The sequence below is a fragment of the Pseudarthrobacter sp. ATCC 49987 genome, assembly GCF_009928425.1.
GTDB lineage: Bacteria > Actinomycetota > Actinomycetes > Actinomycetales > Micrococcaceae > Arthrobacter.
On sequence record NZ_JAABNS010000001.1, the window covers coordinates 4,116,216 to 4,130,766 of the forward strand.

At 67.9% G+C, this 14,551-nt stretch carries 14 protein-coding genes; 8 read left to right on the forward strand and 6 right to left on the reverse strand.

The window, feature by feature from the left end; genetic code table 11:
* Positions 1–20 precede the first annotated feature (20 nt).
* Complete coding sequence (locus tag GXK59_RS19055; protein ID WP_237393707.1) at positions 21–1,358, forward strand: APC family permease; 1,338 nt, start codon at positions 21–23, stop codon at positions 1,356–1,358.
* Here the strand turns inward: GXK59_RS19055 and GXK59_RS19060 are convergent.
* A complete protein-coding gene (locus GXK59_RS19060) occupies positions 1,300–1,827 on the reverse strand; it encodes a MarR family winged helix-turn-helix transcriptional regulator (protein ID WP_160663323.1) in 528 nt (175 codons plus the stop codon). The two genes, GXK59_RS19055 and GXK59_RS19060, sit on opposite strands and share 59 nt — an antisense overlap.
* A gap of 202 nt (positions 1,828–2,029) precedes the next feature.
* Between GXK59_RS19060 and GXK59_RS19065 the strand changes: the two genes are divergently transcribed.
* Positions 2,030–4,255 carry an MMPL family transporter gene (locus GXK59_RS19065; RefSeq protein ID WP_237393708.1) on the forward strand — a complete coding sequence of 742 codons (2,226 nt, stop codon included), beginning with the start codon at positions 2,030–2,032 and terminating at the stop codon, positions 4,253–4,255.
* 49 nt (positions 4,256–4,304) lie between these two features.
* Here GXK59_RS19065 and GXK59_RS19070 read toward each other — a convergent pair whose 3' ends face one another.
* Positions 4,305–5,228 carry an NAD-dependent epimerase/dehydratase family protein gene (locus GXK59_RS19070; protein WP_160668895.1) on the reverse strand — a complete coding sequence of 308 codons (924 nt, stop codon included), beginning with the start codon at positions 5,226–5,228 and terminating at the stop codon, positions 4,305–4,307.
* A 223-nt stretch (positions 5,229–5,451) separates the two neighbouring features.
* On the opposite strand from GXK59_RS19070, the gene GXK59_RS19075 reads away from it, so the two are divergent.
* The 6 genes from GXK59_RS19075 (at position 5,452) to GXK59_RS19100 (ending at position 11,075) form a co-directional block, all read left to right on the forward strand.
* Positions 5,452–6,222: a TetR/AcrR family transcriptional regulator gene (locus tag GXK59_RS19075; RefSeq protein WP_160663325.1), complete on the forward strand. Its 771-nt coding sequence runs from the start codon at positions 5,452–5,454 to the stop codon at positions 6,220–6,222.
* Between the two features lie 106 nt (positions 6,223–6,328).
* Positions 6,329–6,619 (forward strand): hypothetical protein, encoded by a 291-nt coding sequence (locus GXK59_RS19080; RefSeq protein ID WP_160663327.1) that lies wholly within the window; start codon positions 6,329–6,331, stop codon positions 6,617–6,619.
* A gap of 385 nt (positions 6,620–7,004) precedes the next feature.
* Positions 7,005–8,867: a molecular chaperone DnaK gene (gene dnaK, locus GXK59_RS19085; protein WP_160663329.1), complete on the forward strand. Its 1,863-nt coding sequence runs from the start codon at positions 7,005–7,007 to the stop codon at positions 8,865–8,867.
* A 2-nt stretch (positions 8,868–8,869) separates the two neighbouring features.
* Complete coding sequence (locus GXK59_RS19090; protein WP_202129031.1) at positions 8,870–9,550, forward strand: nucleotide exchange factor GrpE; 681 nt, start codon at positions 8,870–8,872, stop codon at positions 9,548–9,550.
* Between the two features lie 94 nt (positions 9,551–9,644).
* Positions 9,645–10,634, forward strand: a complete 990-nt coding sequence (locus tag GXK59_RS19095) for a DnaJ C-terminal domain-containing protein (RefSeq protein ID WP_202129032.1) — start codon at positions 9,645–9,647, stop codon at positions 10,632–10,634.
* 15 nt (positions 10,635–10,649) lie between these two features.
* On the forward strand, positions 10,650–11,075 hold the full coding sequence (locus tag GXK59_RS19100) for a heat shock protein transcriptional repressor HspR (protein ID WP_160663331.1): 426 nt from the start codon (positions 10,650–10,652) through the stop codon (positions 11,073–11,075).
* Between the two features lie 58 nt (positions 11,076–11,133).
* Here the strand turns inward: GXK59_RS19100 and GXK59_RS19105 are convergent, their stop codons facing one another.
* The 4 genes from GXK59_RS19105 to GXK59_RS19120 all read right to left on the reverse strand — a co-directional run bounded on the left by GXK59_RS19105 (position 11,134) and on the right by GXK59_RS19120 (position 14,330).
* A complete protein-coding gene (locus GXK59_RS19105) occupies positions 11,134–12,414 on the reverse strand; it encodes a hypothetical protein (protein WP_160663333.1) in 1,281 nt (426 codons plus the stop codon).
* Complete coding sequence (locus tag GXK59_RS19110; RefSeq protein WP_160663335.1) at positions 12,411–12,917, reverse strand: hypothetical protein; 507 nt, start codon at positions 12,915–12,917, stop codon at positions 12,411–12,413. Before GXK59_RS19110 ends, GXK59_RS19105 begins: the two co-directional genes overlap by 4 nt.
* Position 12,918: 1 nt before the next feature.
* Positions 12,919–13,752 (reverse strand): COG1470 family protein, encoded by an 834-nt coding sequence (locus tag GXK59_RS19115; RefSeq protein WP_160663337.1) that lies wholly within the window; start codon positions 13,750–13,752, stop codon positions 12,919–12,921.
* A 125-nt stretch (positions 13,753–13,877) separates the two neighbouring features.
* Positions 13,878–14,330, reverse strand: coding sequence for a hypothetical protein (locus tag GXK59_RS19120; protein WP_160663339.1), 453 nt, complete (start codon positions 14,328–14,330; stop codon positions 13,878–13,880).
* Positions 14,331–14,551: the final 221 nt, after the last annotated feature.

The following is a 14,551-nucleotide window of genomic DNA, read 5'->3' on the forward strand; positions in this document are numbered from 1 at the left end:
TTCCGCGGATGATTAGAGGAGTGAACACCAACAGCAGCAAGCAGTCAGGGCTCGGCCTGTTCCGGGCCACCGGCATCTACGTCGGGGCGATCCTGGGCTCGGGCATCCTGGTCCTCCCGGCCATCGCTGCCAAGGAGGCAGGGCCAGCGTCGCTCCTGGCCTGGACCCTGCTGCTGGTGTTCTGCACCCCCGTGTCCTTCAGTTTCGCTGAGATGAGCCGCCAGCAGCCCGACGCAGGCGGAATCGCCCACTTTGTCACGCGCGCCTACGGACGCCGTGCCGCGGTCGTGGCCGGCTACCTCTTCTACTTCGCCATTCCCTTCGGTGCCCCGGCGACAGCCGTGATCGGCGGCAACTACATCGCCCACGCGCTGGGCGGCGGGCGCGGGACGGCGTTGGTGGCCGCCGCACTGCTGCTGGCCGCCGCTTTCGCGAGCAACGCCGTCGGGATCCGGATGTCCAGCGGCATCCAGCTGGTACTGATGGTATTGCTCGTCGGACTGCTGGCACTGGCCGTCGCCCTGGCTGCACCGTTTGGACGGGCGGGGAACTTCGAGCCGTTCGCGCCGCACGGCTACTGGGCCGTGGGCGGCGCGGCCAGCCTGCTCTTTTTCTGCTTCGCCGGCTGGGAGGCGGTCACGCATATCGCCGGGGAGTTCCGCCACCCGGAACGTGACCTCAAACGGGCCACCTGGCTCACCCTGATTGTGGTCGGTGTGGTCTACCTCGGCGTCGTCTCGGCGTCGGTCGCTGTGCTGGGCCCCGCACTTCCGGGCAGCGAGGTGCCGATCGCGGAGCTGCTCGAAAAGGGACTGGGCGGATTCGCTGCGCCGCTGACCGCCGCCGCCGCGGTGCTGACCTTCGGTCCGGTCAACACCTTTGTCGCCGGCGCCAGCAGGCTGGGGGCGAGCCTGGCGTCCGACGGCGTTTTGCCGCGGGCCCTCGCGCGGGGCGCCGGTCCGGGGGAGGTGCCCACGGCCAGCCTGGGATTGCTGGGCGTGATGACGTTGCTGTCCTTCGGGGCGGCGGCAGCCGGGCTGGTCGACTTGCAGCTCCAGATCGGGGCGGCGTCGGCCTGTTTCACCGCAGTGACGGCGTTTGGCCTGCTCGCCGGGATCCGTTTGCTGCCCACCCGGACGCCGGCCTGGCTCGGAGTCATAGTGGCTGCTGCTGTGATGCTGGCCGTGCTGCTCTTCAGCGGATGGGCACTCGTGGTCCCGCTCGGGCTGGCCGTGGCCGCCATCTTGGCTGGCCGGCCGGGCGCACGGGTATGGCAGTTGGGACGCGCGAAAACGCCAACTAGTGCCGGTCGGCGGGAGCCGGTGCCGGCTGCTGCGCGGCCTCCTGCCCGGCCCTGACCGTCGCCTCGATCATCGAGGACATGAACCGCGTCGCGATGTCCAGTTCCTCCGGAGTGAATTCGGCCATCGCGGCCGCCATGTGCCGGGCCAGCGGCTGGAACATGGCGCCGCCGTCGCGGTAGGCCTTGGGGGTCATGCGGAGCTGGACCTGGCGGCGGTCCGGGCCCTCCCGCTCGCGAATCACGTGGCCGGAGCTGTGCAGCCGGTCGATCAGTGCCGTGGTGGCGGGTGAGCTCAGGTGGAGTTCCTTGCGGAGCACGCCCGGCGTGACGATCTGGTTCCTCGCGGTGTGCTGCATGATCACGGCCAGGGCATTGAGGTCCGTCCGGTGCATGTCGTTGCGGCCGCCGGCGGAATCCACGTAGCGGTTGGCCTCGAGGCTGAATTCCTGAAGCAAGCGGACCAACGGCGGCGGTCCGGAAGGCGGTCCGGAAGATTCGGGGCGTCCCGGCGGATCAACTGTCACGGCGAACCTTCCTCTCTCCTTTGCCTTGCCCACTGCTCCGCAGCAGGCGCCCTCCGGAGTTTACTTCAGCGGACCTCGGCCTCGGACCGGCCCGGCGTCGAAGTATTTCCCAAGAATTGGACCCCACCCGTTTATCTCCATAGTGGAGATAGTCTACTATGGACTCAATTCTACTCCTCCCAGGCATGCACCAGAAGGAACCATGAACAAGACACCACACGGCAGTGCCCGCGTCCCTTTCTGGCTGCGCTGGCTGATTCCCGTCCTGCTCGTCGTCACCTGGCTGGCCATCGCCGGGATCGGCGGGCCCACTTTTGGCCGGCTGAGCGAGGTCTCCTCCAATGACCAGGCGTCCTTCCTGCCGACGGGAGCCGAGGCCACGGAGGTCCGGGACTGGCAGGCCAAGTTCCGGGACACCAATGAGGTCCCAGCCGTCATTGTCATAGAGAGCGACTCGGCCTTCACCCCGGCCCAGCTCGGCGAGGTGGCAGCCCTCAAGGGCAAGCTGGAGGCGCTGGGCGCCGGCAGCACCGTCGTCGGCCCCATCCCGTCCGAGGATGCCAAGGCCGTGCAGTTTGTAGTCCCGATCGAATCGGCCGGCGAAGTGAAGGAAGTCGTCAAGGAACTCCGCGCGGAGGTGCAGGCATCCGCTCCGGCGGGAATGCAGACCTTCGTAACCGGTCCGGCCGGGCTTGCCGCGGACCTCGTCAGCGCCTTCGCGGGCATCGACGGCATCCTGCTGCTGGTGGCCCTTGCCGCGGTTTTCCTGATCCTGCTGATCGTCTACCGCTCGCTGCTGCTGCCGATCGCCGTGCTGTTCACCTCGGTCTTCGCGCTCTGCGCCGCCATCCTGCTGGTTTTCGGGATGGCCAAGCTCGGCTGGATCCAGCTCAACGGCCAGAGCCAGGGCATCCTGTCCATCCTGGTGATCGGTGCCGCCACTGACTACGCGCTGCTCTATGTGGCGCGGTTCCGTGAGGCGCTGACGCACACGACCAACCGGACGGCCGCCGCGCTCACCGCGTGGAAGGCGGCCTGGGAGCCTATCCTGGCCTCCGGCGCCACCGTCATCATCGCGCTGCTGTGCCTGCTCTTGTCCGACCTCAACTCGAACAAGGCACTCGGCCCCGTGGCGGCCGCAGGCATCCTGTGTTCCCTCTTCGCGGCCCTGACCCTGCTGCCAGCGCTGATGGCGCTGCTGGGCCGCGCCGCGTTCTGGCCGTTCCGCCCCAAGCTGCTCCCGGAGACTGAGCGCGAGCCCGAACTCGTCACCGGCCTCGAGGGCCAGAAGGGCTTGTGGCGCGCCACCGGGTCCCTCGTGTCCCGCCGGCCGCGGACTGTCTGGGTCGCCTCCGTGCTGCTGCTCCTGATGGCCTCCGCCGGCGTGCTCCAGCTCAAGGCAAACGGCGTCCCGCAGACCGACGTGATCCTCACCGCCTCCAACGCCGTCGACGGCCAGGACGCCCTGGCCCGTCACTTCGACGCGGGCTCCGGCAGTCCTGCCGTGATCGTCGCTGACGAGGCGAAGGCGCAGGACGTGCTGGCCAAGACCAAAGCGACCGACGGCGTCGGGGCCGCCTACCTGCTGGCCGAAGGCAGCGTTCCGATCGTCCCCGGCGCTCCGGCCGCACCCGGCGCCCCGGCTTCTCCCACGGCTCCTGCGGTGAGGGACGGCAAGGTCCTGATCAACGCGACGCTGGACTTCGCCGCGGACTCCAACGAGGCTGAAAACGTCGTGGTGGCCCTCCGCCAGGAACTGAAGAAAATCGACGACGGCGCCCTGGTCGGCGGAGTGACGGCGACGGCCCTGGACACGAACACCACTGCCCAGCGTGACCTCGTCACCATCATCCCTGTGGTCCTCGCGGTGATCCTGGTGATCCTGATGCTGCTGCTGCGCTCCGTGCTGGCGCCGGTGCTGCTGGTTGCCTCGGTGGTGCTGTCCTACGCCGCCGCCATGGGAGTCTCCGCCTTCGTGTTCAACAACATCTTTGGATTCCCGGGAGCCGATGCCACCGTCCCGCTCTTTGGCTTCGTCTTCCTTGTGGCGCTGGGGGTGGACTACAACATCTTCCTCATGAGCCGGGTCCGGGAGGAGTCCATTAAGCACGGCACCCGGCCCGGCATCCTGCGCGGCCTGGGCGTCACGGGCGGCGTGATCACCTCCGCCGGGGTGGTCCTCGCGGCCACGTTTGCCGCCCTGGGCGTTATCCCCATCATGTTCCTCGTGCAGCTGGCCTTCATTGTGGCCTTCGGCGTGTTGCTGGATACCGTCCTGGTCCGGTCGCTGCTGGTTCCGGCCCTGGCCTACGACATCAGCCCGCGGATCTGGTGGCCGAGCAAGTTGGGGCGCGCGCAGATGGATGCAACCGAGCGTGTCCGCCCGGCCGCCCCGGAGGCGGAATCCGCGGAGGCGGGAATCCGCTAGCCCGCACCCGCGACTGCGCACCCGCCTCGCCCCGCAGCCGCAGCCGCCGTCACTGTTCCTGGTCCCTCCACCAGGCAACGGTGGCGGCGGCTGCTTCCTTGAGCGGCGTGGGCTGCAGCCCCAGGGCCGCTTCGCTGGCGTTCGAGTCCATCACGAAGGGGCGTTCGAACTGGTACAGGGTTTCGGCCAGTTCCCGCGTTCCGGCGGAGAACATGCCCACCGTCCGCAGCACCCACCCGCGGACGGCGGCCACCCGCGGCGCCCGGACGCCGGCAGCGGCGGCGAACGCTGCAGCAATCTTCCGCTGGCTGAGCGCGGGGCCGGTCGGTGCGTGCCACACCCGGTTCCACAGCGCAGGATCCTGAGCTGCCCTGATCATGGCGGCGGCCAGGTCCGGCACATAGGTGAAGGAATGCGGCAGCCCAGCGTTGCCAATTACCATCAGGGGCTTTTCCGCCAGGACCGGCTTCACCATGCGCTCGCCGGCATGCGCGCCGCGGACCCTGGGACCGAAGAAATCGCTCGCCACCACACTCACGGTGTCCGTTGCGGACGCCGCACGGGCCGCGAGCAGGGCGGTGCGGATACCCCGTTTGCCGCCGCGGGCCTCCCGCGGGCCCTTCTCGGTCATCGGCCGTTCCGGCTCGCTGTAGGAGTACAGGCTTTCCGGAAACACGACGACGGCGCCGGCCTCGCCCGCCGCGGCAAGCACCACCTCCTCGGCGCCGGGCAGTTCCTCCGCCCAGACCTTTGCGCTGTACTGCGATCCGTGGATGCAGTGGAACACGGCTTTGGCGCCCCGGAACAGCTCGCCGAGCCGCGCAAGGTCGGACACATCGACGGCCGTCTTTTCGATCAGCGGGTTGTCCGGTCCGGTGCCGGAGCGGGTGAGCACCCGCACCCGGTGGCCCGCTGCGGCGAGCTGTTCGGCCACCGTCCAGCCGACGGGGCCGGCGCCCGTGACGACAAACAGGGCAGTGGCCGGGGCCTCGGGGGATACGGACTGGGACAAGGTGTTCTCGCTTTCGTTGTGGTCGCACGGGCCGCGGCGGCCCGGGCTGGGGCTGGATTGGCCAGGCCGCAACCTGAACCTGAGAGCACTGCTCTCTGAATTCAGGATGGATCCGGCTGGGGCGAAAGTCAAGAGCAGTGCTCACATTTGTTGACACTGCTCTGCTTTGTGGAATGCTGGAGCCATGCCGCAGACCACTGACCTGGCCGTGAAGCCTCCCACTCCCCGCGAGCGTGCCCGGGCACGGACCATCGAGGACATTGTGCGCCTCGGCCGGGAGCATCTGGCAGTGCACGGGGCTGCCGCGCTCTCCCTTCGCGCCGTGGCGCGGGATCTCGGCGTGGTCTCCTCGGCGGTCTACCGGTACGTGGAGAACCGCGAAGAGCTGCTGACCCTGCTGCTCATCGACGCGTACAACGAACTCGGAGACGAAGTCGACACCGCCGTCGCTGCCCTGCCCGTGACCGACTTTGCCGGGCGGTTCAGCGCACTGGGGTCCGCTGTGCGGCGCTGGGCGCTGCGCGAACCGGCCCGCTATGGGCTCCTCTTCGGCAGCCCTGTGCCCGGATACCAGGCGCCGGTCGAGCGGACCACGGCGCCGGGTACCCGGGTGATCTACGCCCTGATGGCGCTCCTGGACGGCGCCTACCGGGCCGGGCGGCTGGCCGCGCCTGACGGTCAGACCGTCGTCGTCCCCGCACTTTCCGCCGACCTGGAGCGGATCCGCAGCGGGATGGGACTCGCGGTGCCCGACGGGCTGCTGGCGCGCGGTGCCCTCGTCTGGACGTCCCTGTTCGGAGCCATCAGCTTCGAGGTTTTTGGCCAGTACGGCGCGGACACCTTTAGCGCCCCGGATGAACTCTTCGCCCACCATCTGACCGTGCTGGCGGACCTCGCAGGCCTTGAGCAGCCAGCGACCCAGGCCGGCCGGCAAGCCGCCGATCACCCGGAATAGCCGATGCCCCGGGGTTTTCCTTGCCCCCTGTTGTCTCCCGGTGGCGCTCGATAGACTGCCCCTGCGCCTGCCTGGGCGCGCCGAGGCTTCCAGGAAGGATCCAACCATGTCCGAAAACAGCGAGTTTGATCGAACAGCAGCGGAACCCGAAGAGCAGGCCGCGGAAGGCCAGTATGTCGAGGGGGACTACGGCACGGCCGGCACCGCCGGGGAGAACCCGCCCGAGGCCAAAGAGGGCGAATACCCCACCGGCGACTACGGGGCGGCCGGCACCAGCGGCGCCACCGCCGTCGGCGCGGAGGAAGGCGGTTACCCCGAAGGCGATTACGGCGCGGCGGGTGGCACCGCCGCGACGCCGGCTGACGCCGAGGAAGGCGAATATCCCGAAGGCGACTAAGGTACCGCCGGCGCCTCGCGCGCCGCTGGGCGGGGCGCTGATGAGGTGCCCGCACGGAACGCAGTGGAGCGGAACGCAGACACCGACGAAGCTGACCGCGGGGAGCGCTGACGGCGGACTTCGCGCACAGCGAAATACCCGGCGGCTGGCCGCACTGTTGGCCGGGTACTCCCCGGATTCCGGGGGAGAGCGACTTCCAACGAGCGGGCCGCGCCGTCCAAAATCCAAAGTTGAGCGCATGACGCTCAACTTTGGATTGACTTTAATCGGGGTCTGAGTAAAGTTGAGTGCAGATCGCTCAATCACCGTCGGATCCTTTGCCGTTAGAGGCATTGCGGTCCGCGGCCATCCCGGCGAGTTTCCACGGAAAGTAAGGACGCAACACATGTCACGTGCAGTAGGTATTGACCTCGGAACAACCAACTCCGTCGTCTCCGTTCTCGAAGGTGGCGAGCCCACCGTCATTGCCAACGCCGAGGGTGGCCGCACCACGCCGTCGGTTGTTGCATTCTCCAAGTCCGGCGAAGTGCTGGTTGGCGAAATCGCCAAGCGCCAGGCCGTCAACAACATTGACCGCACCATTGCTTCCGTCAAGCGCCACATGGGCACCGACTGGTCCGTCGCCATTGACGACAAGAAGTACACGGCGCAGGAAATCTCCGCCCGTATCCTCATGAAGCTCAAGAACGACGCCGAGTCCTACCTCGGCGAGAAGGTCACGGACGCCGTGATCACCGTCCCCGCGTACTTCAATGACGCCGAACGCCAGGCCACCAAGGAAGCCGGCGAAATCGCGGGCCTCAAGGTCCTGCGCATCGTCAACGAGCCCACCGCGGCCGCCCTGGCCTACGGCCTGGACAAGGGCAAGGAAGACGAACTCATCCTCGTCTTCGACCTCGGCGGCGGCACCTTCGACGTCTCCCTCCTCGAGGTTGGCAAGGACGAAGACAACTTCTCCACCATCCAGGTCCGCTCCACCGCGGGCGACAACCGCCTCGGCGGCGACGACTGGGACCAGCGCGTTGTCGATTACCTGCTGAACCAGCTCAAGGTCAAGGGCATTGACCTGTCCAAGGACAAGATTGCCCTGCAGCGACTGCGTGAGGCCGCGGAGCAGGCCAAGAAGGAACTCTCCTCCTCCTCGAGCACCAACGTCTCGCTCCAGTACCTCTCCGTCACCCCCGACGGCCCCGTGCACCTCGACGAGCAGCTGACCCGCGCCAAGTTCCAGGACCTCACCAAGGATCTGCTCGAGCGCACCAAGAAGCCGTTCCACGATGTCATCAAGGAAGCCGGCATCCAGTTGTCCCAGATCGACCACATCGTGCTGGTCGGCGGTTCCACCCGCATGCCTGCCGTCTACGACCTGGTCAAGGACCTCGCCGGCGGCAAGGAGCCGAACAAGGGCGTCAACCCGGATGAGGTCGTCGCCGTCGGCGCCGCACTGCAGGCCGGTGTCCTGAAGGGTGAGCGCAAGGACGTCCTCCTGATCGACGTCACCCCGCTCTCCCTCGGCATCGAGACCAAGGGCGGCATCATGACGCACCTGATCGAGCGCAACACGGCCATCCCGACCAAGCGCTCCGAGACCTTCACGACGGCGGACGACAACCAGCCGTCCGTGGCCATCCAGGTCTTCCAGGGCGAGCGCGAGTTCACCCGCGACAACAAGCCGCTGGGCACGTTCGAGCTGACCGGCATCGCGCCGGCCCCGCGTGGCGTCCCGCAGGTTGAGGTCACCTTCGACATCGACGCCAACGGCATCGTGCACGTCTCGGCGAAGGACAAGGGCACCGGCAAGGAACAGTCCATGACCATCACGGGCGGTTCCAGCCTCTCCAAGGAAGACATTGACCGCATGGTCAAGGACGCCGAGGAGCACGCAGCAGAGGACAAGGCCCGCCGCGAGGCAGCCGACACCCGCAACACTGCCGAGCAGCTTGCCTACTCCGTGGACAAGCTCATCGCTGACAACGCCGACAAGCTGCCGGAAGAGGTCAAGACCGAAGTCCAGGCCGACGTCGACGCCCTCAAGGCAGCGCTCGAAGGCACCGATGACGCAGCCGTCAAGACCGCGTTTGAGAAGCTGCAGGCTTCCCAGACCAAGCTCGGCGAGGCCATCTACGCCCAGGCAGGTTCCCCGGACGGCGCCACCGGCGCCCAGGGTGCCCCCGCCGGCGAGCAGGCAGCGGGAGCCGACGAGGACATCGTCGACGCCGAGATCGTTGACGAAGACGAGAAGAAGTAATCATGCCGCATCACGGTAACGAAGAAGACCACGGTTCTTCCGAGAGCCGTCGCGACGCCGAACAGCGGGAGAACGAGCCGCAGAAGCCGATCATCCACGACAACCGCAAGGTTGACCCGAAGACCGGCCAGGCCCGCCACCCCGACCAGGAGCGCGCCGCCGCGGCAGACTCCGACTCCGGTTCCGGGGACGCCCTGTCCCAGGCCGAGGACATCCTCAACAGTGTGGACGTTCCGGCCGCGGATTCCGTGGCCCAGGGTGCTGACGGCGCGGAGGCGGAGGAGCTCAGGAATGACCTCCGCCGCCTGCAGGCCGAGTACGTCAACTACCGCAAGCGCGTTGAACGCGACCGTGCCGTGGCAGGGGAGATGGCCGTCATCGGCGTCCTGAACTCCCTGCTGCCGGTGCTGGACGACGTCGACGCCGCCCGCCAGCATGGTGACCTCACGGACGGACCGTTCGCCGCGATCGCCGCCAAGCTGGAGAACGCGCTGAAGACGTACGGCCTGGTGCGCATCGATGAGACCGGCGTGGAGTTCGACCCGACGATCCACGAGGCCCTCATCCAGCAGCCGGGCACGGATGTCGAAATCGACACCGTCAGCCAGGTCCTGCGCTCCGGGTACAAAACCGGCGACAGGGTCCTGCGGGCAGCTCAGGTCATCGTGGCCGTCCCGGCCTAGCAGTACGCCATCGAAGTGACAGTTCGCGCCCGTGTTTCGACCAAACATTGGCGCGAACTGTCACCTCGGCACACAGATTTGAAAGGAAACGCCATTGGCTAGCCAGGACTGGGTGGACAAGGACTTTTATAAGATCCTTGGAGTCGCCAAGGACGCTTCCGACGCCGACATCAAAAAGGCCTACCGGAAGCTCGCGCGGCAGCACCACCCGGACACCAACGCGGGGAATGCCGCTTCGGAGAAGAAGTTCAAGGACATCTCCGAGGCCTACTCCGTGCTTTCCGATGCCGACGAGCGCCAGCAGTACGACGCCATCCGGGCCATGGGCGGCGGTGCACGCTTCGCCCCCGGCGGAGGCGGCGGGGCTGCCGGCGGGGCCGGGTTCGAGGACCTCTTCGGCGGGCTCTTCACCGGCGGCGGGGGACGGCACTCCGGCAGTTACAGCACGGCCGGCGGCATTCCCCCCGAGTTCGCCGACCTCTTCGGCGGCGGTGGCGGCGGCTTCGGCGGCGGGGGCCAGTCCTTCCAGCGTGCACCGCAGAAGGGCGCCGACCGGACGGCGTCCACCTCCATTTCCTTCGCCGGTTCCATCCGGGGCACCACCATCGGCCTGCGTGAACCGGACGGCGAGGTCATCGATGTCCGCATCCCGGCCGGCATCAAGGACGGCCAGAAGGTGCGCGTCCGGGGCAAGGGCCAGTACGGTCCGGCCGGCTATGGGGATCTTATGGTCACCGTCTCAGTGAAGCCGCACGATTTTTACGTCCGCGACGGCGACAACCTGCGCATCCACGTTCCGGTCACCTTCCCGGAGGCAGCCCTGGGCGCCGACATCGAGGTTCCCACGATCGACGGCGACAATGTCAAGGTGCGCGTGCCTGCCGGCACGCCGTCGGGCCGCACCCTCCGCGTCAAGGGACGCGGCGTGAAGCACACCAAGGCCACCGGGGATCTGCTGGTGACCATCGACGTCGCCGTCCCGCGGAAGCTGAGCAAGGAAGCCGAGGAGGCCGTCAAGACCTTCGCCGCGGCCACCGCCGGTGAGGACGTCCGCGCCGAACTGGCAGCCAAGGCCCGGCTCTAGGAACGGACGCCTGCCATGGCCATCGAGTACGAGCAGCCGATCTTCGTCATCTCCGTTGCCGCGGAACTGGCGGACATGCACCCCCAGACGCTCCGGCAGTATGACCGGCTGGGCATCGTCTCGCCCAGCCGGGCCCCCGGCAAGTCGCGGCGGTACTCTCAGCGGGACATCAGCATGCTCCGCGAGGTGCAGCGGCTCTCGCAGGAGGGCGTGTCCCTCGAGGGCATCAAGCGGATCCTCCAGCTGGAGAACCAGGTGGCAGCCCTGCAAAGGCGCGTCACCGAGCTGACTGAAGAACTGGACCGCCGGCCCCGCGCCCTCGATTCCCGCATCTTCGCCGCCGGAGCCGCGGGCGACGTCGTGAGCCTGGCCCGCGGCAAGCGCCCCCGGGCACGGTCCCAGGCGCTGGTGGTGTGGCGGCCGCGCGGGATCGAAGACTGAATCCTGGCTTAACGCAATGAGTGCCCGGGACCCCTGAGGGTCCCGGGCACTCATTGCGTCAGAAGCGTGAAGCGGTGGTGCTGGTGAACTTGTCGGTGGGAAGAGCGTTGCCGGCGGCATCGGTGATGCCGGAATCGGGTGTGAATGAAGGCGCGGCGGCCGGCTGGGCCGTGGTGTTCGCAGCGCCTCCTGTCGAGCGGGTTCCGAGCGTGATCGTCAGCGCCTTGGCAACGGCGTTCCAGCTCAGTGACGAGCCGTTGGAGCCGTTGCCTCCGTAGCTGAGAGTGCCCGAGCCATAGTAGGTCCCCGCCAACGCCACCGTGCCGATTCTCGACGTCGCGCAGCCCGCGCTAGTCACTGTGACGCTGAGGACGTTGCTGGAACTGACATTGACCATGACCACACCGTTCCCGCTCACGGTCCCGTCGGCCCCGGCTGTCCACTTGCTGCAGATTGTTGAGGCGTCCATGGACTCGGAGAAAGTGATAATGACTTTGTCCTTGGCATCCAGCACACCGATACTGCTTCCGCTGCCTCCGCCGTCAGCCAGCGCCACCGTTGACACCGCAGGCGCCGCGACGTCCTTGACTGAGGTCGTCGTGCCGGGCGTCGCGGGATTGCCTTGGTTGCCCGCGGTGTCGGTAGCGACCGCGCGGTAGGTGATGGTTCCGGGGTTCAGGGACGACAGGTTGACGGTGGCGTTCCAGGCACCTGAGCTGTTCGCCGTCGCGGTCGCGGGGACCGAGTGCGCTGCGCCAACGTCGGTCACAGCCAGGGCGATGGATGCCCCCGGCTCGGTGCTGCCGTTGACCGGCACCGCAGCGACATTGCCGCTGTAGACGTAAGTGGGGGCAACCACGGAAGGAGCGCCTGGCGGCGTGGTGTCCACGGCGGCACCGCCGCTGCGGACGCTCTCGGCTCCCTGCCACTGCGCGAGCACCGGGGTGACCGTGTAGTACCAGGTGCCGGTCGGGACGCCCTGGTCGGTGCAGCCCGGTCCGGCCGTGACCGTGCCTGAGCACGTACCGCCGGTAGCGACTTTGGTGCCGCCCGAGGCGGAGGCATAGCGTGCCACCGTGTATCCGGTGACAGCGCGGCCGGCGAGGGTGGTGGTGGCGTTCCATGCCAGCGTGACATTTCCGCCGGACACTGTGGCGGTCGGCGTGGCGCCGGTGCGCAGAGCGTCTGCGCTGGCTGACGCGGAACCGCCAGTTGACGCGGCCGTCCAGAAGGCATTGGCCCCGGGGCCAGCCCACGAGAGGAGGGCGGCGCCGGTAAGGATGACTGCGATGCGGCTCCGGGTTCGGGAGCGTGCCTCGCGCCTGTTGTGACGGCTCATCGTCGTGCCTCCACTTTGACGGGAATCTTGAAGGTCGCGCCCTGGCAGGCAGACTGTGACTGGGCGGACATGCTCGCCGCACCCGGGAGGGTGACAAACACCGAGGACTTCGCCGGGATGGTGACGGCGGGTGCGAGCGGTGTGGCCGGGGCCGTGAAGGAAACCCCGGTGGTGGTGCATCCGGCATGGGCGGCATCGGCCGTGGCCGCCGCGCTGGCGGCCACCGAGTACAGCGTTACCGCGAAGGCGTTGGGGTTGCTGGTCCGGAGGATGACATCTGCGGTGCCGCCCGGGACCATGCTGGTGCTGTTCGAGTCGCCTGCCACCGACGCGTCGACGCTGATTTGCATGGTGCCTGCGGCTGCGGCGCCGATACCCGAGCCCGTGCTGGCCCAGTACGCGTAGGCCGTGCCCCCGCCGGCCAGCAGGCAGAGCGCGACGGCACCGGCCGAGGCGGTTCCAGCGAGTTTGGTGCCCTGCACCAAGGATCGTGTGGATCGCATGTCAGTTTCCCTGCCCTGATCCCGAGTACGCCAGCTGGAGGACTGCGCCTTTGCAGCCGTCCTGGAGACGTGGAGTGTCGAGCATGGCGATCCGGGGCCATTGGGCCGGGGGAACGCCAAGCTGTGAGAGCGAGCTGTTGCCGGACGGGACTGTCAGGGGATAGCGCCCGCTGTACTGCGCCACGGCATAGTCCTGTGCCGTGCAGGGCAGGTTCGCCGCGATTGCCTTCGACGTGCGGACCACACCCGTGATCGAGACGGTCAGATTGCCGACGTCGATCCCCTTATCCGGGTTGTTGAATCCGAGGTCCAGGGACCGGCTCGTCCCGGGGGCGAGAAGGCCCGACACATCGCCGGCGAGCCCGAAGACGCGCAGGGGCGCCTTGACCCGGAACTGGACCTTGACGGCTGCCGACTGCAGGGAGCCGCTCTGGCCCGTAAGCGTCAGATCGTAGTCTCCAGCGGCTGTAGCGGATGCCGTGGATACGTTCATGCTGAGCTGGGCTGTGTTCCCGGCCGTCAGCTTGACGGACGACGGCGAGAAGCTGGCCGCTGCCTCCGCGGGGACACCGGTGACTCCCAGTAACACTGTGCCTGCGAATCCGCCGGTGGAACTGACGGTTGCGGAATAGCTCGTGGCCTGTCCCTGGTCCACGTTCCGGGTGGACGGCGTGACCTGCAGCAGGATTCCGGGCTTTTGCGGGGCCGACTGCTGCCCGGCGGCGTAGAGTGTGCCCGCGGGCAGGAAGATGGCCAGCAAGCCAATCATGAGGGCACGGCCGGCGAGGCCCGCATGACCCCTGGCGAGCCGGAAGAACCGCAGTGGATGCAGCATTACCTATCCTCCTTCGACCGGGCGCCTTGGGCGGGTCGTGGTGTCGGCGGTGACTGGTGGGTTGCTGTGCGGCGGCCCGAAGGCCGCCCCGGCGGGCCGGGTGTCCGGCCCGCCGGGGACACCAGCTACACGCTGCCGACAGTGACCGTGACGACGGCTGACTTGCAGGCATCCTGGTTGGCGGCGTCATTGAGGAACGCCAGCGTTCCCGACCCCACCTGGGTGCCCGTGCTGTTCGCCCCGACTGCAGTGTTCGACGTGTCGGCGCTGACTGTGAACCAAGCCGGCAGGCATCCGGCCACGCTCGTGGTCACACTTGCGGTGAGGGCGCCGACGACGGTGCCGGTGTTGGAGCTGTTATCTGCCGTGTACGTGACGGGCACCGAGTTGCCCGGGGCCAGGCCGGCGGCGAAGCTGGCATGCAGGGTCACGGTGCCGCCGCCGGTGGAGTTGGCGGCGGTGCCGGTGCCGGTGCCGGTGGTGGTCCAGTAGGCGTAGGCCGTGCCGCCGCCGACTGCCACGAGGGCAACCGAGGCTGCAACGGCGATGACCTTGCTCTTCTTGGTGAGCTTGCGCATTTGTGAGACTCCTTCTGTGGGGCACCCGGACAGAGGAGTCAACAGGCAAGAGCCGCTTTCCCCCCAATCCTGCGGTTGCCATCGCTGAATCGAATGGCCTCATCGTTTCCTCGAAGCGGGGGCTTCACAACACGTAGTGGTACCTGTCTATTGCGGCGTGGACTACTTGCCTCGACGCAGAATTACTGGAATTCAGGACACCGGGTGGTCGCGAAAGGACG